The sequence below is a fragment of the Allorhizobium sp. GW101-3B10 genome, from assembly GCF_059424725.1.
In genome coordinates this window covers 1-17628 of record NZ_JBWKZR010000002.1, presented here as the reverse complement: position 1 = coordinate 17628, position 17628 = coordinate 1, and the positions used below count along the sequence as shown (strand labels likewise).

Below are 17628 nucleotides of genomic sequence, written 5' to 3'. Positions count from 1 at the left end.
CTGAAACTAGCTGACTAGTAAGCGCACAAGAGGAACTTAGAGGCACTCGACACACATGTTTCTATGTGCTTAAGTCATTAAATCATGTGCAAACGCATGGGATCCACATGTCGTATGACGATTTTTTAGCGGAGCTGGGAAAAGCCGGGCTAAGTGTCCGCGGCTTTGCTGAGTTATTAGGTATGCGTCCGAACTCGATCTCTAACAATAAGAAGCAGGGCGAAGTACCCGGTCATTTAGCGGTGATAGCTGCTCTTCTTGCCGAAATGCGGTTCCGTGACATGGATTACGAGCCCGTTTTCGCGCGCGTAAGTCTAAGCAAGAAGAAATCCCGCGGCGCGGCGGGGCCGGGAAAATTTGCCGGTGACAAGCAAGGCATACTGGAGTTGGGCTCGTGAGGGTTGAAGCAATTGCCTCGCTTGAACTAACAAGCCAACGACTGGGCTGGCCTACCCCCGACGCTGTAACCCATCCACAAGGAGCCGGGGCGTCGGTATTTGCATCGCTCGTCCGGGGGAAAATTGGACGTTCTCTTGCACAGATGCCGGATGCCGAAGGAGTCAAGCTTGGGGTCCTAATGGCGGACCATGAAGCAGCGACTTCGGAGCCACCGTTGGCAATTGTCGCCCAATTTGACAAAGGTGTAAGCGAGAAAACACTCCGTGAGCTGCACAGACTTTCGTGGAACTTCTCCCATGCGCCGACCCTCGTGACTATTGAACCGGCCCTCATACGGGTTTGGAGTTGCTGCGAGGCCCCTGATCCCGATCAGAGCATTGATAGCTACGTTGTGAAGAGCCTAACCGTCCGTCAATTAGAAAGCGGAGATGCGAACGACCTCGATGGGCGCGCTGCGCGTGCTCTACACTGGATAAACCTCGTCTCAGGTCAGTTCTTCGTCGATCACTCTGAGAGGTTTGACAGAGATGGGCGCGCTGACCAGATGCTACTCGGCAACCTGCGGCACATTCGCGATATCCTCGCGAAAGAAGGTCTAGTTGATGATGACATTTGCCACGATCTTTTAGCTCGGGTTATCTTTGTACAGTTTCTTTTTGATAGGAAGGATCAAGACGGAAATCCCGCGCTCACCCCGGCGAAATTACACCGTTTGCAGAAGGACGGAGTTCTCACGAAGGCCCACAGTTCGTTCGAGACAATTCTTTTAGACTATGATGAGACCTATCGGCTCTTTGACTGGCTTAATACAAAGTTTAACGGCGATCTTTTTCCGGGCAAAGGAGACTCGGTCGATGCTCGAGCTCAAGGCTGGGCCAGGGAGATGCAAGTCGTCACGCCGACGCACCTATCTTTGCTCGCTGAGTTCATTCGCGGGGATCTCGACCTTGCGACACGCCAAATGTGTCTCTGGCCCCAGTATGCCTTTGACGTCATCCCCCTTGAGTTCATTAGCAGTATTTACGAAACATTCGTAACAGAGCGCGCATCACATGACGGAATTTTTTATACCCCCCCGTACCTTGTAGACTTCATATTGGACCGAGTGCTGCCATGGGAAGGCATTCAGTGGGATTTGAAAATTCTAGACCCTGCATGCGGTTCCGGCATCTTCCTCGTGAAGGCGTTTCAGCGCCTAGTGCACCGATGGAAACTTGCTAATCCCGGCGAGCCGGTTCGCGCCGAAACGCTACGCCGTCTTCTGGAAAAAAACATTTTTGGGGTAGACAAAGATCCTCATGCCGTTCGAGTGGCTTGCTTTAGCTTGTATCTGGCAATGTGCGACGAGATTGAACCAAGGCATTATTGGACACAAGTTACTTTCCCTTCGATGCGTCAGCGACGTTTGGTGTGTTCGGATTTCTTCTGCGAGGATCAAAGAGGGTTCAATACCAAAGATGATTTTAAATCTTATGATCTCGTGATCGGAAACGCTCCATGGGGAGACGGCGTCATCACGGACGCTGCCACGCTGTGGGCGAACGATAAGGAACACAAATGGACCGTTCCGAATAATGACATTGGTGGTTTGTTCTTAGCTAAGGGCGCTCAGCTTGTAGCCCACTCCGGCTGCGTTGCGCTGATCCAATCGGCCAATTCCCTGCTTTTCAATATCAGCGGGACCGCATCTGATTTCCGGAATGAACTCTTTTCACGACATCGCGTGGAGACAATCTATAATCTATCGGCTTTGCGTTTCCGTGTATTCAAGCGAAAGACCCACACGACCAAAACCTCAGCAGCGCCGGCCTGCATTATTATACTGAGGCAGGACCAACCATCCGACCACGACACTATCCCTTACATCAGCCCGAAACATGTCCGCCCACTCGTGGACGAATTCACCATCGTCATCGAACCGTTCGATGTGAAATCACTCACCGCGCGAGAAGCTGCCACGGATCCGCTCGTCTGGTCGAAACTGATGTGGGGGAACCCGCGCGATCTCCAATTGATCAGAAAGCTACAGAGCTTTCCAAGTTTAAGCAGCCTCCAGACTGATCACAAAATCAATTACCAGCAAGGCATTACTTTCGGGGATCGAAAGAAGCCTGCACCACAACTGGATGGTAAGCGGCTCTTTGATGCACCAATGTTCCCGTCAGGCAAAATTCTGGAAATCGATGCGGACGCATTCGAAGTGGTCCAAGGGCTAAAAATTCATTCCAAAGCCTCCACAGGCTTGGCAGCATTTTCTTGGCCCCAAATTATCATAAAGCATAGCTGGAATAGGGCGACTGGCCGATTTCATGCGCGCATAAATTCCTCAACTCGGCAAGAGGGGCTCCTTTGCAATCAAAGTTACTTCTCTGTACATGCCGATGCCAAAATCTTGGAAGCTGCGTGTATCTCTCACAATAGCAAAATTGCCGTGTACTTCCATTTTTTGACAAGTGGTCGATTTGGCGCCTACAGACCGAAACTCTCGAAGGACGAAATATTAGGATTGCCAATCCCAAGTCCGGCGACAGGTCTTTTGGATGGAATCGAGGACTACGCTTCACTTGACGAGCGGATATTTGAGCTGTTCGTTCTTAAGGACTCTGAACGCGTACTGGTCGAAGATGCCGTCGATTATACGCTTGATGGTTTCTTGGGAGGGGACGAGCCTCGGGGTGAGCAACGGACCTCACATTACAATGGCGAAAGGGACGAGAACCACCTGAGGGCATACTGTCAATACTTCGTTCGCGTATTGAAAGCTGGGTTTGGCAACGGAAAGTCAGTTTCGGCAACCATATATCAGACGACTTCGGAGTCTATGCCCTATCGCCTCATTGCTTTTGAACTTGGAGCGAATGCCCAAAGCACGATTCAGGTCAGAGAGATCCCCCCCGGCGCGTTGTTGGAGCAGTTCCTCCAACTCGACTTGAAGGACAAAGGCTCGGGCGGTGGTATATTCAACCAGAGGATCGCGCGTATCTACGACGCAAGTACCGGCGTTCCGACCGTTTTCATAATCAAGCCCGACCAGAAGCGGTTCTGGACTCGGAGCATGGGACTTCGAGACGGGGATGACGTCGCTTTGGATCTCTTCACCTGGCAACAGCAATCAATCTCGGACAGGTCAGGAGCGGCACAATAATGGCGTTCGATGAAGCTAATTCCGCCCGTGCTTCAATCGACCCTGCCTTCATAGTCCTGGCACGCTCTTGGATAGACCAGCCGACAAGTCAGTTCATTAGTTTGGTCTGGTCAGCATATGATAATATGCGTGCCGCGTCGCCGCATGTGGATGGTCGCGACCTTGAAAGAAGCATCACCCAGCTCTTAGAGCCGCGAATTCGGGATGCAATGTCCGGCGACGAGCCATTTTATATCCAGCACAGCCCTTTTGAACGTGAAACTATGAAGGCTGCACCGGCGCAGCCGCCCGCGTACGACCTGGCTTTCGTATTGCGAGCAGACGAGCGGATCATGTGGCCGCTCGAGGCAAAAGTCCTTGAGACACCAAAAAACATATCGAAATACATTCAAGACGTCCAAAATGAGTTTCTTACCTGCAGATATGCACCCTTCTCCAATTCAGGGGCGATGCTTGGTTACTTATTGACTGGGAGCACAGAAGACGCTTTCAGGGAGATTTCCAAAAAACTGGGGTGCGTTCTTGACGCGCTACCCGAGCATGCAACAAAGCCAAACCGTCGGTCACATCACTCTCGGAGCGTGCCGCCCGAAAAATCTTACCCAGCTGAGTTTAGATGTTATCATCTCATTCTCGAATATCCTGATCTAAGGCGATCGACAAAAATGGATAATTTGGGCGGAAACTGCTAGCAATGGATTATCACAGAGATCTTGGCTTTTCTAAACGGGCCGCTTTTTCCATTTAGGACTAAGTTCGTAGACCACTAATTTGCAGACCGAGCTAAGATCGAAAAAGTGTGCTGCCTGCGCCTTGACTGCCTATTCTCGCGATCCCGACGAGGGATGTTGGCGTGGCGACAATGCGCCGACCTTTGAATGCTGATCTAAAACGCTCTTACGATCTCGGTCCCCTTGCCGGTCAGGAGATCGAAATCTTGGCCGTACATGTCAGGGCCTAGCATGGTCAGGCTGTCTGTCGACACCGCCAGTTCGAAGCCGGCCGGATCGATCCAGCGTAGGCCATCGGCAACCCGGATAGGGATGACGGAGTATTTTCCGTTTGCGCCGGTAGTGCCGGACAGACCGGCTTGCAGCGATCGGGTTACCACTCGGTCGGTCGGGCTTTTTCGCCTGCTGCGCGACCACTCGAGGAAATTCCGCGGATCGATCAGATCCTCGTCGTCCGCCGCTGGCTCATGGCGATCATCCATCCAGTCCAAGAACTCCTGTCTCAGCGGGATGGCATCATCGCGGGAGCGAGCGATGCCCTGCGACAAGGCGAACGCCACGAACGGATCGAGTGTCCCCCAGCGCAGCAATTCCTTTGCCCAGAATGCGAACCACGGGAGATCGGCCGTCTCTTTCCAAGTGTTGAGGGCCGGGGTGGCGAAAGGATCGGGGTTTTCTTCAGTCCAGCGCTGGGCAATGGCGGCGCCGATGGCAACCGCAAGACGGAATTCTAGATTATCCGCGACGAAGGTCTGCCACGCGCGAAGATCGTCGGTTGGCGGCTGTGGAGCATCGTTAGCAGACATCCACCATGCCAGAACCTCGTGCCATCGGGCGTAAAGCGCGCGACCGATCACCGTGTCGCGCACGGCAAAGCCAAAACCCCGGTCATCGGCGATGACGTCGCCCATCTGCCGGAACAAGGCCAGGCGATCGTCGTCCTGCATGCCGCCATAGCCATCGGCATAGTGTAATATGTCCAGCAACTTTTCTGCCGCGGGGCGAAAGCGCCGGCCAATGCAAGGTGTATAGCCGAAGCTGTAGAGCACCCTTCGCTCCGATGCGTCGGGATAAACCGTCGCGACTAGACCTCTGCCCCTCTGGATGAAGGCTACTTCCATCCAGTTCTCATAGGCCGAGGCCACCCTGGCGAAGGTGTTCTGCCAAACCTTGGCTAAAGCCGCCTCGATCTGCACTTGTGTCAACTGGACCGGGTCGATTGCCTGCAGCTCTTCGATCGCGGACAGGATGATGCCATCCAGCTCGTCGATGCTATCTGCTAGTCGAGCTGTCGCGGAAGGCGAGGCGGTCCCGGCCTCGCCGGACAGTTCCTCCGGCACAGCACCTTCCAGCCAGTTCAAAAAGTTGGCAGAAGTCACGAGGCCGAGCTGCAACGATCGCTGCCATATCGAACGCATCAGCACCGCGAGCGGACTGTGATGTTCGCCGCCGCCTGCAGCGTCCGCAATCAAACCTCCAAGGAGATTATCGTATTCCGCCCGACGCGCGCCGATCTGATTACGCTGCGTCTGGCGCTGACCTGGAGCCGTGGTTGCTTCCGCCACAGGAAGCGCAACGAGTGTCATGCCTTCCATTCCTTTGGCGGCGCCAGGGCGGCCGGCGCGGCCGGCGAGATTGCGAAACTCCGCCGTTGACATCGGATGTTCGGTTCGCGTTCGCGTGGCGACATCGAAGGAGCTTCTCATCACCGACGGCAAGAAGATCAGATCAAAAGGCAGGTTGACGCCTTCGGTCAAAGTGGCCGTTGCCACGGTTATCCGGCAGATCGAACGCTCGATCAGGGCAACCATCATGCGCCTGAGGCGCTGCGGCATCTGACCGTGGTTGGTCGCTATCCCCCTCTCAAGTAACTTCAACTCGTGGGAATCCTGGCCGCAATAGTCGGCGCAGACCATTCTTGCCGACTTAAACAGCTCAACGTCCGAGCCTTCCGCCGGCGGCACGAAAGCGGGCGCCGCGTCCCACCCCTTTAATGCAAAAGCGTCTGCATACCATTTGATAGTGTCCTCTGGGCTTTGTGACACAGAGACGAGGATACGCCGGTCACTATCGGTCAGGTGAAGCGCCGTCCACAAGACCGCCAATTGCGTATTGTGGTTGAGGCTACCCCTGACCACCGCCGGTGCCTGTGGCATCGGCGCAATTCGAAGTCGCATATAGACATTCGCATCTCTGCCTCTCACCGCGAGAACGCGGTCATTGAGCATGTCGAAGAGGATTTCCGGGGCAGCGCCCGGGCGAACTTCGAATGTTCCGATCGCCTGCCTCGTGCTGCGATAATAGGACCCGACTGCCTCAGCGGTCGAATTCCCTTCGATCCATCGAGCGACCGGGCCCGCTGCCCCGCCCGCGACGGCCGTTAGGGCAATCCTGACCACATCTGGCTTGCGGGCCAAAAGCCTGGAAATGAAGGCCTCGAGCCGTGCCGCGCGGCTGGTATGTCCCGCCAGTGCTTCCTGGGCATAAACCGTATTTTCAATGACGACTTGGTGGGCCTCATCCACCAAGAGGAGCTTCAACCGCGCAAGTAGCATGGGTCCAAGATAGCGCATCAGCGCATCGGCTTTTTCGACGGTGGCAATAAGCACGGTCGGCGTATCGGCTGTGAGCCATGCGTCGGTGATGCCCCAGTCGGCGCCACCGTAGAGCCCAGTGACGATGAATTCCCGGCCAAGTTCGCCAGTGAGTTTTGACTCGACCTCGCCAGCAAGCGCGCGAGAGGGAACGATATAGAGGGCAAGCGGCGCCAGATGGCCGTCGCCCTGCAAAAGTAGCTCTTTTACGATTGCCAGATTTGCGACGAGCGTTTTTCCCGATCCGGTTGGCGTGCACAGGGCGAAGGAGGAGTTTTGTAGCAGCCGCTCGATGCCCTGATGTTGTGATTGCCAGAGCACCCCGCGTCCTCTGGCATATTGCCGCCTGGCAAAACCGTCCAAATAGTTTAAATGCCCCGGACGCATCGCGGCCAACCGCCGAAGAGGCTGATAGATCGTCGCCTTGGCATAACGCTCGCAGGCGGACCGGATGAAGAAAGCCAGCGTCGCGACATCTTCGGGGGCGAGGCGCACTAGAAAGCGCTCGACCTGGCGAAGGTGCGTCATTGCAGCTTCCAGCCTGTCGAACTGGCCCCGGCGCAGGCTGTCAGCCGCGAGGCCGACCGACCTGATCAGCTCGAGCGTCGTCAACCACGCGAGATCGGAGTCTATATCTTCCTTGAAAAACGCGTTGGACGCGTCCGGCACGGTCGCTTGAGGATTGGCGTTCCAGAAGGCGGCAACCCTTTCAAGCACGCGGTCGAAATCGGCACTCAGGAAGTCGGCGAAGAGGAGAATGCCGTCGTCATTCGACTTTACCTGCCGTAAAAGACCCGCTGCCATCGCAGGCAACCCGCCCAGCTGGTAGGATCCCGCCGCAAACAGTGCCAGCGGCACGACTTCAGCTAGGCTATCGTTCGAACGGGCCAGCCATTCGAACAGCTCGCCGGCCCGGCGGAAAGCAAGGCTCGCGTCCATCTGGTTTCCGCCCACGACCGACTGAAGCACCCCGCCGGCATGGATGAGCCTGTAGGCCTCCGCCAAGGTTTCTGCGGAATCGCTTTGCGACCAATGGATGGTCTCGACATCCCATGTGGTCTGTATCGCCCTGACGAAAGCCCTCGCCTGCCTCGGTGTCAGGAGCTGATCTTGGCCGATGGCGTTCCGAGTCCGTGTTGCGATTGCTATGCGTTCTGGATCGGTGATCGGCATGAATGTCCCTCAGGTCCACAGACTGTCATAAAGCGCGTCGATCAGTGCATCGCCGTCGGACAAGATGATTTCTACGACTTGAAGGTCTCTGTTCTTCTGGTGCTGGACGGGTTTGTTTCCCCGTTCTAGCAGCGGTTGTCCCGCGCTACGCCCGGCGGCGCTGCCCCCAACCAGGAGAATAAGATCGGTACGCTGGGATGGCGCCGGATTTTCCAACTGCTGGATCCTGTCCAGGGAGAGTATAACGTCGGCGTATTCATCGGGCGCCAACTCCTGGAGGATGTCCTGCAGCTGTTTGACGCCAATCGGCACATCGAGGGCGCGGTTGATCTCGAACCAGACACCCTTGCCGTCATGGACAAGGTTACCGGACTTTTTCGGCACCTCGACCTTCTTGCCAAGCATGACCTCGTCGAGAACGGACGGGATCCATTGCTTGCGCCATTTGGCTTCGCCGGCAATGAAACGGCTGACCGAGCCGTCGTCGTTGACGACAATGCCGATGAAGTCATCGCCCTTGCGGCCGAGAATCTCTCTTGTGCGAAGGGGGTCACGCGACAGAACATAGATATACTGCCTTGCGTCTTCCTGGTTGCGGAAGAGAAAGACCGGGACGACCCACTGGTGATGGCCGACGAAGTCCAGCGCCTCGGTCATCAGCCCCGACATCACCTCTCCGAACACGCCTCGCCTTGCCTTCGGGGGAAGGCAGTTTGGATATTTCGCGTTGAATCCCGGAGCACCGGCATCCGGATGGAGGCTCATCCCCGCATAGCCATGAAAGTACTCACGCGCATCCGAATGTGCAGACTCAAAATAAGGACGCAACCCCTCCCGTATCGTTGCGTCGCCCGGAACGATTTGTTCCAGCAGGATGTGACCGTAACCCTTTGTCGACGCGGGATAGCTGATGAGCCATTTGTTCAATGTCGCGTTTGGCGGTGCTTGTTTATGCATGATATCTCGACAGGAAGTTGCAACTCTGGAGTTACACGAGAACAGCTACAAACTCCACAACTACGCCCACCTGAAAAAGGCCGGAGCGTTTATCGCATTTGGTCGTTACAACACCCCCCACGCCCGAAACCTCCCCCTGCCCGTCATCTCCCGCAAACCCAGCTCCTCGACAATGCGCAGCGCCGCCCGCGGCGTGACGGCAAGTTCCTTGGCGATCATCCCGGCCGACACCAGCGGCCGCGAGATCACCAGCTCGATCAGTTCCGGCAGTTTTGACGATGTGCGTTTCCCGACCAGTCGGCGCTCCATCATTTTTCTTGCAAGCAGCAGACGGTCATGTTCCTTGAGGCCGTGCTCTGCGGCGGTGATGATGCCGCCGAGAATGGCCAGCAGCCGGGTTTCGCGGTCGCGATGCCGGCGCCGATCGACGGGGACAGTTTTCAGGCCGAGGTTGATCGCCGCGAGATGCGCGCCGGTGGTGATGCCGGCCTGACGCAGGATGGATGCGGAAAATAGCCGGCCAAGCCAGGGGGCGTGCTGTAGCACGGATAAATCATTCCAGGCATCGAGGGCGACCAACGCCTGCAGCAATGGCGGCAGATTTTGTGCCTGGCGCAACACGCCGCGCCATTCTTCCAGCCGCTCGTCCTCGTCCCAGTCGAGATCATAGACCAGCGGATCTCTTTCGCGCGCGCCAGCCGCACTAGGCTGCTTTGCATTTTCGATGGCCGCCTCCGATCGCGCGAGCACCGCATCGATGGCAGCAAACTCGGCGTCAAGCGCGCTTGCGTCGTCATCGCCGGTCTCCCCCTCCCCTGCTCCGTCCGCGTCGACATTCGGCTCGGCAGTCCCGATCGCAACGGAGCCGTCGTCACCATGAGATGGTGCAGGCCACGGCTGCCCGCGCACGCTGCGAAGACCGTCCGGCGACAGCGCCCAACCGGGTGTCTGCGCGGCGATGCGCCGGCGAGTTTTCAAAACGTCGCGAGCGATTGTCAGCTCGTGGGTCGGCGTGCGAATATCCTTCGTCGCGTCGTGGAGGACGAGGTCTTCTAGGTGGACGAGTTCGCCATCGATCCACAGCGAAGCGCAGGCATCGGTGAAGTGCGAGCGTTCGACAAAACCCTCGCCGACCGGCGAACGCGCGATCCGCTCGTCTAGACGGGTCAACGCCGAGCCCGCGTCCGAAATTGGCCGCAACAGCGCTGAAATGGGCAATTTGGTGAGATCATAAGACATTGAAATCATGGTAAATGATTTGCTAAACGGACACCAGTCGATAGTTTGTGTCCGTCACTACGTGGTTCTGTAGGTTGCGGTCATAACCATCGATAAGTATTGCTTATCGGAAGCGATTGATCTGACGCGGTGCTGACACTAGAATGTAGGCAAATCACCCCCAGAGGGGCGGCGAGCACCCACGCCACGCTGAGAAGCAATGACTGGACACCGATACAGGTTACTCGTTGCGAGCCGTGGCCTGATGGCGCTGGCCTCTCGCCAGATCCACAAATCGCCGCTTCACTTCGTCAAACAGTGCTGGCGGCAAGGGACCATAGTAGCCGGTATCGCTGTCGACAGGCCGGACGTCCGGTCCCGGCCAGACAAAACGGTTACTCTCGGTCAGAACAATCCAGGATCGATCGTTATCCAGGCCAAGCCGCCGCTTCGTGGCAACTGGAATCTCGATCGCTTCGTTCGGATCGGATGGCGGCGAATGGGTAATGGGCAGAACGCGTACCGCGGGTGTGCCGTCATCCAGCGTAGCGACAATCGCAAGCACCAGCGCGGGACGATCCTTATCGCCCTCTTCTCGCCCTTCCAGATGCTGCCAGTGCCACAGGTAGGAGTAACGAAAGACCCAGCCGACCCTCGGTTCAGTCGGCAGCATGCTTGTCCTTTAGCAACTCGGCATTGAGATGATCAAAACCGGGCTCCATCTGCGAAGCTGCAATCGCCGCAAGCTCGTCATCCCCGAGTTGGGTCGTCAAATCTACCCGACGGTCGCGCTTGGCAAGCCGCAGGTAATCCTCATAGGCGATCAGGACCGTGCGCGGACGGCCGTTCTTGGTGATGATCACCGGTTCGCGAACCGCCGCATCCTGATAGGCGCCGAAATTCTTCGACACGGCTGCTGCTGTCACTATCGATGTCATGGCAGAACTCCTTTTTACGGAATATACGGGTTTTCCGTAACTTTTGCAAATACCCTTTCACGACAGGATGGACGGCATGACGGGAAGGTCCACAAACAGATACTCAAGCGCCAAGAGCATATCGCGACGGGCCGCGCAGCTCGACACGATCGCCGCCGTGTTGCCAATAGACCGACGTGACGAACTGGCCGAACTGCTGACGGACCAGGACATCGACACCCTGCGACATCTGGTCAACGAGGGCATGGGGCCGAACACGCTGCGCGCGCTTACCTCCGATCTGTCCTATCTGCAGGCATGGTCGCTGGCATCCACAGGCAAGAGCCTCCCCTGGCCTGCTCCCGAAGCCTTGGCGTTGAAGTTCGTCGCCCATCATCTCTGGGATCCGGAGAAGCGGCTGGCGGAGCCCCAGCATGGCATGCCCGCCGAGGTCGAGAACAGACTTAAAACGCAGGGTTTTCTGAGATCGGCCGGTCCGCATGCACCCGATACCGTCCGCCGGCGCCTTGCCAGCTGGTCGACGCTGACCAAATGGCGCGGATTGGAAGGTGCTTTCTCGTCTCCTGCCGTGAAATCGGCTATCCGGCTTGCAGTTCGTGCCACGCCGCGCCCGCGCAAGCGCAAGAGCGCCAAAGCTGTCACCGGGGATGTCCTGCTTCGGCTGCTCGCGACCTGCAAGAGCGACAGTCTGCGCGATATCCGCGACCGCGCGATCCTGATGGTGGCCTTTGCCTCCGGCGGTCGTCGGCGCAGTGAGATAGCGGGCTTGAGAAAAGAGCAATTGACTGTCGAAGCACCGATTGCAGTGGACGACGGCCCTCCCCTCTCCTCGCTGTCCATCCATCTTGGACGCACCAAGACAAGTGGTGCCGAGAACGATGAGGTCGTCTATGTGACCGGCCGGCCCGTCGATGCGCTGAATGCCTGGCTCGCCGCAGCGAAGATCGACAGTGGCAGCGTGTTTCGGGCGATCGACCGATGGGGCAATGTTTCGCGCCGCGCGCTGGATCCGAAAGCCGTCAACGACATTGTCAAGCACCGGGCGGCGCTCGCCGGGTTTGAGGCTGGAGAGTTTTCCGCGCACGGATTGCGATCCGGATATCTGACCGAGGCCGCCAATCGTGGGGTCCCCCTCCCCGAAGCAATGGAGCAGTCGCGACACCGCTCGGTGCAACAGGCATCCAGCTACTACAACCATGCCACAAGGCGAACAGGACGGGCTGCGCGCCTTGTGCCATAATTGATTATCCTCATTGGGAAACGAGGCGAGCCTATGTAATGCTGCCAAACCATTTCTAGGGCGAGCGATCCAAAGGATCGCGCGTACGCACAACTTGACGCGCCAGCCGAACCTATTGAACGAACCTCAATTTGGTAGCTCGGGATTACTGCCCTGCCCTGTAGAACAAAGCCCGCCCGGAAGGGATCAACTGCAGAAGGTAATCAAAGTCGCTGACGTTGGCTGTAAGGACCGTAAATCCCATTTTCTGAGCCTGCAAAAAGAGAACACAGTCGTGAAGTGCCCGCAAGCGTGCATCTTTTTCATAGCCCTGAAGGCGGCACAGCATGCCGGAAAGGAGCGCTGAGCGCCCCAGCACGTCAGGATCGGGCGCAAAAATACGGTGCGGCTTCATGTCCGTGATTGTCACGCCAATCTGGCGCACCGCTCCCTTGGTGCCAGCGTGCTTAGGATCCAGGACGCCAACAGTGTGCATCAACTCCTGAATAGCCACGGTCGAATGATTGCTCACTCTGATATCCAGCAGATCGGCGACGACCTCGGGCGCACGTCCCTGGAGGCCGTCGATATAGACACACGTATCGAGAAGAAGCTCCTGGCCACTGTCCGCCCGATCACTGACGAACGGGAGTTCATCGTCCTCACGTCGAGCAAGAGTTCGGTAGGGATCAAAGCGAGCCCAGCGGGCTGCTGCATCAAAATCAAAGTCTGACAACTTAGAAACCCAGTTTCAGATCGGGGTCTACAGTGCCTTGCGTCTTCCGGAACGTGGCTCCAAAACTATCATCCAGGGCTACATTCGCCAATGCAAATTCGATCAGATCCGTGTCTGTCTCAATACCCGTATGTTTTTTCGCCTGCTCGATGAGAGCAGGACTGATACGGCCGCCGATCCGCCTGCTCTTTTCACCCAGCAAGCCGGAATGCTCAGCGGCTTTCATCACGGCCTCGAACCGGGCCTTGCTAACCGTTACGAATTGCTCGGCTTTAGCGGACCGGGCGGCCGTTGTGAGAAGGCCGCCCGGCGACGATGATGTGATGTTTTTTTCGCGGCTCTGTTTTGTCATCGACGTCTCCATAAAACGATAGATGTTAGACGTTCTTAGATTTTGTCTGACACTACCCGGTTTGCACCGGGTGTGCAAGCTGCGGAGCAATGAACCAAAAATCTGATCGTTATCTCTCCGAACCCTCCCTCTCGTTCTGGTTCTGCCGCTGCTGATCCGCGTCCTTGAGAACGCGTTAACGTTGCCCCTCCTGGCTAGCCTTTTCTGAAGCCGACTGTTCGCGGGAGCTTGTCGCAAATTTTCGTGGTTAACGGTATGTTGACCACGGGAAGAGAAATAGTGGCCCCGAAAGTTGTCCGGGTTCGTGCATTGCTCTCAAGAACACGCGCTGCGCTCGGGTGACTTCGCTTGAAGCCTGCACAAAACGGCACCCACCGGTCGATCCTCCGCCGCCCGCCTATGCCGTCCAGGGCAAACGCATATGGAAATTTGGGATTCCAATCTTTCGTCGCAAGACATTTCTCGATTCCAAAATTGGGTCTCGGATGCACCTGGGATTCGATCCTTGCGCAAAAAGAGAAAATTCGAGCCAGATGCCATTGCCCTGCTATGCCGTCCTCTGCCCCTTGACACTATTTGCCCGCATCAACGCCATCAGCATGGGCCCGAGCGAGAACTCGCCACGTTCCGCCTTTCGCGTCAGATCGCGCAGGTATCCGCCGGCGGAGTTGATATGCCCTGCCCTTTCGAGGATACAGGCAACCGCAACCGCTGCATTTTCTGGCCCCATCGCATCGCAGGCATCCTGATAAGCCGATGGGCTCACGCCGAGCATAGATCGAACCACGACCGCGGCCGCCATCAGATCCCGCCAGTTTTCGATCTGGCCCCCGGGCCCGTAATCGGCGATGTCGGGGCTCGCCTTCAACACCATCGCCAACGGAAAAGCCTTAAGCGGCTCACGCGTCTGCCGTTTGGCCGGGCTCGGGCTTTCGCCCTGCTCTTTTCCAGAGCTAGGTTCAAGTTCATGGATGGATTCGGTATTTGAATTCTGTATGTGGCGTTCAAAACGGACATCATTGGCGTCTGTTTTTTGTGATTTCATCTGGGATTCCAGAAGATTGACGATCTCGTCGCGCAGCATACCCATTTCTTCGAGGATGGGGGCGAGCGTTTCGATCGTCGGTGTGCGCGGAATCCGCCGCACAAGACCCAGATACTGTTCCTCGATCACGGCCCAATTGCCAGCAGCACCTTCTTCCATGGCCGCCGAGATCAACTTTCGGACATCCCGCCGGCAGATGGAAAGGGCTTCCTTGGTGATCTGGAACCGCTTGCGCGCGGCAGCGGTCTGCTGAGCCAGGTCGGCCAGCTCCTCGACGCGCACCAGAAGCGGGGCTAGGCTGAACCCATAGGCCTGTTCGATATCGCCTGAGCGATCCTTGTGCGCGTAACGCTTGCCGTTGGGACTGTCCTTGCGGGAAATCAGGCCAGCATCCACCAGGGCCGCCAGGTGCCGTCGAAGGGTCGTCCCAGTGATCCCATGCGCGCGGATCGACAATTGCGCATTCGAGGGGAATACGACGAGACCTCGATCCTCCGACAATTCGTTTTGCGGATAAAAGCTCAGCAGTGCGTCGAGAACGGTGAGCGCGCGATCCTGGACGCCCAGGAGCGCCCTTGCCTCGCACACATCACGAAACACTTTCCACTTGTCCGCGGTCTTGCCCGCCTTGATATCTGCGCTCTCGAGCTGCCTTCCCACAAGGGCAAGCGTCATCGACCGCCGCCCAAAAGGCGTCGTCACACCATGCGTCTGCATCTTTCTTCACCTTCTGCAAGGCAAAAGAAATCCACTCACCCAAAACGGTGCCAAAGACTCTTGACTATGATTCCTGGAGATGCGATTCTCAAACTGCTAGGATATGAGGAAGGCTTCCGGGACGGCGACGTTTGGGGGGCCTTTTTCTTTTGCGGTCAGTCTCCTTGAGATTTCATCGTCTGTTTGAACTCTTCGTGTAGTCTCTCCAAATTCTCGGAGATGAACCGGCCGAAACTCGCGGCATCTTTGGCCTTAAGGGCGATCGAGTAGCTCTTTCCCGCGCCCTTGAACTCAGCAGTTACGCCTGCATCCTTGGACTGCCAGCTGCCGGCTGCCTTGGTCCGTTTTTGCGGCTTGCGCGCCTTCCTGATCTCTAAGACCAGAAGGTCGAAACGTTCCTCCGACTGCAGCTTGGAAAAGCGCTCGTCACCAACAAGCCGGTTGGCAGCAGCCAGAGCGTCCGGATGTTCGATCAGCTGGGCAACATCGAGCCAGCGATCGCGACCGATCCCCTTTGCCGCGCCGATCGCCCGAATGAGCGCCTCGGGCACGCGGCTGGTCACCGACAACATGCGGGTGAGGAGAGGGGCATCCACAGACAGGGCCAACTGGATCGTGCGTCGCTCGTGGCCCATCTCCTGAAGGTGGTGGGCAAAGGCGGCACGCTCGATGAAGGAGAGGTTTTCCCGGGCAGAGTTTTCCTGGCCCTGGGCAATCACATGGTCGATGTCGGAGACAGGCTTGACGACTGCTTTGACATTGCGGCCAAGGAGCCTCGCCACCCGGACCCGCCGGTGACCGAATACGATCTGGTAACGCCCCTCGCTGGTCGGGTGCGGGCGCACCAGGACAGGCGTGTCCTGTCCCCGCTCCCGGATCGCATCGACCAGTTCCTTGAAAGCGGCATCGTCCTCGCCCATGCGGTCCGAGATGAAGGAATCATCAACCTGGGCCGGATCGATATCCAAGACTGCTTCGCCTACCAATGCCTGGTCGGCCATGGCCGCCTTTTCCGCAAGCTCGCTCAGCGAATTGATCATGGAGCGCGATGCACCGCGATTGGCATAGCCAGGGGTGGCCTTGCGTTCCGGCCTGGTGGTCTCGTTCGCCGTGATGTTGGCGAAGATGTCCTTACGCGCCATGCCGGAAACCTCCCAGGCAGATCAAACTCATGTAATCTTTCAACAAAATGCGGGTTTGTACGGCTGACAACGGCTCAGTCATTGCGGCGCCCCCAGGCGGCCTGCAGCAGCTCGATCACTTCGCCGTTTACCAGATCCATGGCCTCGCGCGCGCGGTCATAGGTCGAGGAGGTAAATTGTGACCGTTCAACCTCGTAGAGCGTCTGTTTCGTCAAGCCGGCGTCCGAGACGGCGGTGGTCTTGACCATGTGGTTCTTCATCATCTGCTGGGCAAACATGGACTGCATGAACCCGACCATTTGCTGCTGCGGCACGTCCATCGGCTCGAACCGGGTGATCAGGTAGCGGAACCAGTCGAGACTGACGTTCACGCCTGCGCCCTCGACACTCTTCAAGATGCTCCCGAGCATCAGCAGAAACTGGGACATCGACATGATGTCGAGCATTTGCGGATGAACCGTGATCAGAACGGAGGTGGCGGCGGTCAGGGCCGTCAAGGTCAGATAGCCAAGCTGGGGAGGGCAGTCGATGACAACGACGTCATAACGGTCATCGACTTCCGCCAGCGCGGAACCAATACGGGTGTAGAAGAGCTTGCCTTGCATCGAGTCCTTCCGCTGCATGGCAAGCGGCGTCTCGTATTCATATTCCTGGAGCTCCAGGTTTGCCGGCACGATGTCGAGATTCGGGAAATTGGTAGACTGGATGATCTCGTCGATCGATCGGCGGCCTTCGTCATACCGTATCGCTTCATAGAAGGACGGCTTCTCGTCGAGCTCGGGCTGGATGCCATAAAGAGCGGTCAGTGAGGCCTGGGGGTCGAGGTCGATCGCCAGGACCCGGTAACCGCTCAAGGCCAGGAACTGCGCCAGGTGGGCTGCCGTCGTTGTCTTGCCAGAACCGCCCTTGAAATTGACAACGGCGATGACTTGCAGCTTGTCACCGGGTTTGCGATGGGGGACGCGATCGAGAAGGGTGCGAAGCTCGTTCATCTGGGCGGCTGTATAGTAGCGCCTGCCGGTCGAAGTGACACTCGGCTCGACACCCTTGCCCTGGAGATGCAATTTCTTCAGATAGCTCTGCGAGACGCCCACGAACTGGGCGACTTCTGCCAGCGAAAACATGCGAAGGGTTTTTTGCGCATTCGGCGGAAACTTCTCCATGCGCAGCATGTCGAGTTTCGACGAAATCTCGCTACCCTGTTCGAGAATGATATCGGCGAAGCTCGATACCGAGTCCAACATCGCCTTTTTCACGTTCAT

General features: G+C 57.2%; 14 protein-coding genes. 4 read left to right on the top strand and 10 right to left on the bottom strand.

The annotated features are described in order from the left end of the window. Positions 1 to 107 precede the first annotated feature (107 nt). The 3 genes from AC07Y0_RS24335 to AC07Y0_RS24325 are packed head-to-tail and all read left to right on the top strand — an operon-like array spanning position 108 to position 4236. Positions 108 to 398 carry an XRE family transcriptional regulator gene (locus AC07Y0_RS24335; protein ID WP_498680352.1) on the top strand — a complete coding sequence of 97 codons (291 nt, stop codon included), beginning with the start codon at positions 108 to 110 and terminating at the stop codon, positions 396 to 398. Next, positions 395 to 3544 carry an HsdM family class I SAM-dependent methyltransferase gene (locus AC07Y0_RS24330; protein ID WP_498680351.1) on the top strand — a complete coding sequence of 1050 codons (3150 nt, stop codon included), beginning with the start codon at positions 395 to 397 and terminating at the stop codon, positions 3542 to 3544. Before AC07Y0_RS24335 ends, AC07Y0_RS24330 begins: the two co-directional genes overlap by 4 nt. After that, the gene (locus AC07Y0_RS24325) at positions 3544 to 4236 is read left to right on the top strand and encodes a hypothetical protein (RefSeq protein ID WP_498680350.1); all 693 of its coding nucleotides are present in this window, start codon (positions 3544 to 3546) and stop codon (positions 4234 to 4236) included. Before AC07Y0_RS24330 ends, AC07Y0_RS24325 begins: the two co-directional genes overlap by 1 nt. 194 nt (positions 4237 to 4430) lie before the next feature. Here AC07Y0_RS24325 and AC07Y0_RS24320 read toward each other — a convergent pair whose 3' ends face one another. The 5 genes from AC07Y0_RS24320 to AC07Y0_RS24300 all read right to left on the bottom strand — a co-directional run bounded on the left by AC07Y0_RS24320 (position 4431) and on the right by AC07Y0_RS24300 (position 11155). After that, complete coding sequence (locus AC07Y0_RS24320) at positions 4431 to 8042, bottom strand: DEAD/DEAH box helicase (RefSeq protein WP_498680349.1); 3612 nt, start codon at positions 8040 to 8042, stop codon at positions 4431 to 4433. A gap of 9 nt (positions 8043 to 8051) precedes the next feature. Continuing rightward, positions 8052 to 8999 carry an aminotransferase gene (locus tag AC07Y0_RS24315; protein WP_498680348.1) on the bottom strand — a complete coding sequence of 316 codons (948 nt, stop codon included), beginning with the start codon at positions 8997 to 8999 and terminating at the stop codon, positions 8052 to 8054. Positions 9000 to 9104: 105 nt separating this feature from the next. After that, positions 9105 to 10247 carry an RHE_PE00001 family protein gene (locus tag AC07Y0_RS24310; RefSeq protein ID WP_498680347.1) on the bottom strand — a complete coding sequence of 381 codons (1143 nt, stop codon included), beginning with the start codon at positions 10245 to 10247 and terminating at the stop codon, positions 9105 to 9107. A gap of 211 nt (positions 10248 to 10458) precedes the next feature. Then, positions 10459 to 10890 carry a plasmid maintenance toxin (PemK-like) gene (locus AC07Y0_RS24305; protein ID WP_498680346.1) on the bottom strand — a complete coding sequence of 144 codons (432 nt, stop codon included), beginning with the start codon at positions 10888 to 10890 and terminating at the stop codon, positions 10459 to 10461. Then, on the bottom strand, positions 10877 to 11155 hold the full coding sequence (locus AC07Y0_RS24300; RefSeq protein WP_498680345.1) for a type II toxin-antitoxin system Phd/YefM family antitoxin: 279 nt from the start codon (positions 11153 to 11155) through the stop codon (positions 10877 to 10879). Before AC07Y0_RS24300 ends, AC07Y0_RS24305 begins: the two co-directional genes overlap by 14 nt. Before the next feature lie 76 nt (positions 11156 to 11231). Here AC07Y0_RS24300 and AC07Y0_RS24295 point away from each other — a divergent pair, with 76 nt between their 5' ends. Beyond that, positions 11232 to 12395 carry a site-specific integrase gene (locus tag AC07Y0_RS24295; protein ID WP_498680344.1) on the top strand — a complete coding sequence of 388 codons (1164 nt, stop codon included), beginning with the start codon at positions 11232 to 11234 and terminating at the stop codon, positions 12393 to 12395. A gap of 145 nt (positions 12396 to 12540) precedes the next feature. Here the strand turns inward: AC07Y0_RS24295 and AC07Y0_RS24290 are convergent, their stop codons facing one another. The 5 genes from AC07Y0_RS24290 to repA form a co-directional block, all read right to left on the bottom strand. After that, entirely contained in the window at positions 12541 to 13110 is a 570-nt protein-coding gene (locus AC07Y0_RS24290) for a type II toxin-antitoxin system VapC family toxin (protein ID WP_498680343.1), read from the bottom strand. Between the two features lies 1 nt (position 13111). Next, positions 13112 to 13462 carry a hypothetical protein gene (locus tag AC07Y0_RS24285; RefSeq protein ID WP_498680342.1) on the bottom strand — a complete coding sequence of 117 codons (351 nt, stop codon included), beginning with the start codon at positions 13460 to 13462 and terminating at the stop codon, positions 13112 to 13114. Positions 13463 to 14009: 547 nt separating this feature from the next. Beyond that, positions 14010 to 15224, bottom strand: coding sequence for a plasmid replication protein RepC (gene repC, locus AC07Y0_RS24280; RefSeq protein WP_498680341.1), 1215 nt, complete (start codon positions 15222 to 15224; stop codon positions 14010 to 14012). Between the two features lie 155 nt (positions 15225 to 15379). Then, the gene (gene repB, locus AC07Y0_RS24275) at positions 15380 to 16366 is read right to left on the bottom strand and encodes a plasmid partitioning protein RepB (protein ID WP_498680340.1); all 987 of its coding nucleotides are present in this window, start codon (positions 16364 to 16366) and stop codon (positions 15380 to 15382) included. A gap of 74 nt (positions 16367 to 16440) precedes the next feature. Further along, positions 16441 to 17628 carry a plasmid partitioning protein RepA gene (gene repA / locus AC07Y0_RS24270; protein ID WP_498680339.1) on the bottom strand — a complete coding sequence of 396 codons (1188 nt, stop codon included), beginning with the start codon at positions 17626 to 17628 and terminating at the stop codon, positions 16441 to 16443.

What these genes read in the sequence shown, in the direction of transcription:
- AC07Y0_RS24335 (WP_498680352.1), top strand. Translation starts at nt 108, where the DNA reads ATGTCGTATGACGATTTTTTAGCGGAGCTGGGAAAAGCCGGGCTAAGT.
- AC07Y0_RS24325 (WP_498680350.1), top strand. Translation starts at nt 3,544, where the DNA reads ATGGCGTTCGATGAAGCTAATTCCGCCCGTGCTTCAATCGACCCTGCC.
- AC07Y0_RS24320 (WP_498680349.1), bottom strand. Translation starts at nt 8,042, where the DNA reads ATGCCGATCACCGATCCAGAACGCATAGCAATCGCAACACGGACTCGG.
- AC07Y0_RS24315 (WP_498680348.1), bottom strand. Translation starts at nt 8,999, where the DNA reads ATGCATAAACAAGCACCGCCAAACGCGACATTGAACAAATGGCTCATC.
- AC07Y0_RS24310 (WP_498680347.1), bottom strand. Translation starts at nt 10,247, where the DNA reads ATGATTTCAATGTCTTATGATCTCACCAAATTGCCCATTTCAGCGCTG.
- AC07Y0_RS24305 (WP_498680346.1), bottom strand. Translation starts at nt 10,890, where the DNA reads ATGCTGCCGACTGAACCGAGGGTCGGCTGGGTCTTTCGTTACTCCTAC.
- AC07Y0_RS24300 (WP_498680345.1), bottom strand. Translation starts at nt 11,155, where the DNA reads ATGACATCGATAGTGACAGCAGCAGCCGTGTCGAAGAATTTCGGCGCC.
- AC07Y0_RS24295 (WP_498680344.1), top strand. Translation starts at nt 11,232, where the DNA reads ATGACGGGAAGGTCCACAAACAGATACTCAAGCGCCAAGAGCATATCG.
- AC07Y0_RS24285 (WP_498680342.1), bottom strand. Translation starts at nt 13,462, where the DNA reads ATGACAAAACAGAGCCGCGAAAAAAACATCACATCATCGTCGCCGGGC.
- repC (WP_498680341.1), bottom strand. Translation starts at nt 15,224, where the DNA reads ATGCAGACGCATGGTGTGACGACGCCTTTTGGGCGGCGGTCGATGACG.
- repB (WP_498680340.1), bottom strand. Translation starts at nt 16,366, where the DNA reads ATGGCGCGTAAGGACATCTTCGCCAACATCACGGCGAACGAGACCACC.
- repA (WP_498680339.1), bottom strand. Translation starts at nt 17,628, where the DNA reads ATGAACGTGAAAAAGGCGATGTTGGACTCGGTATCGAGCTTCGCCGAT.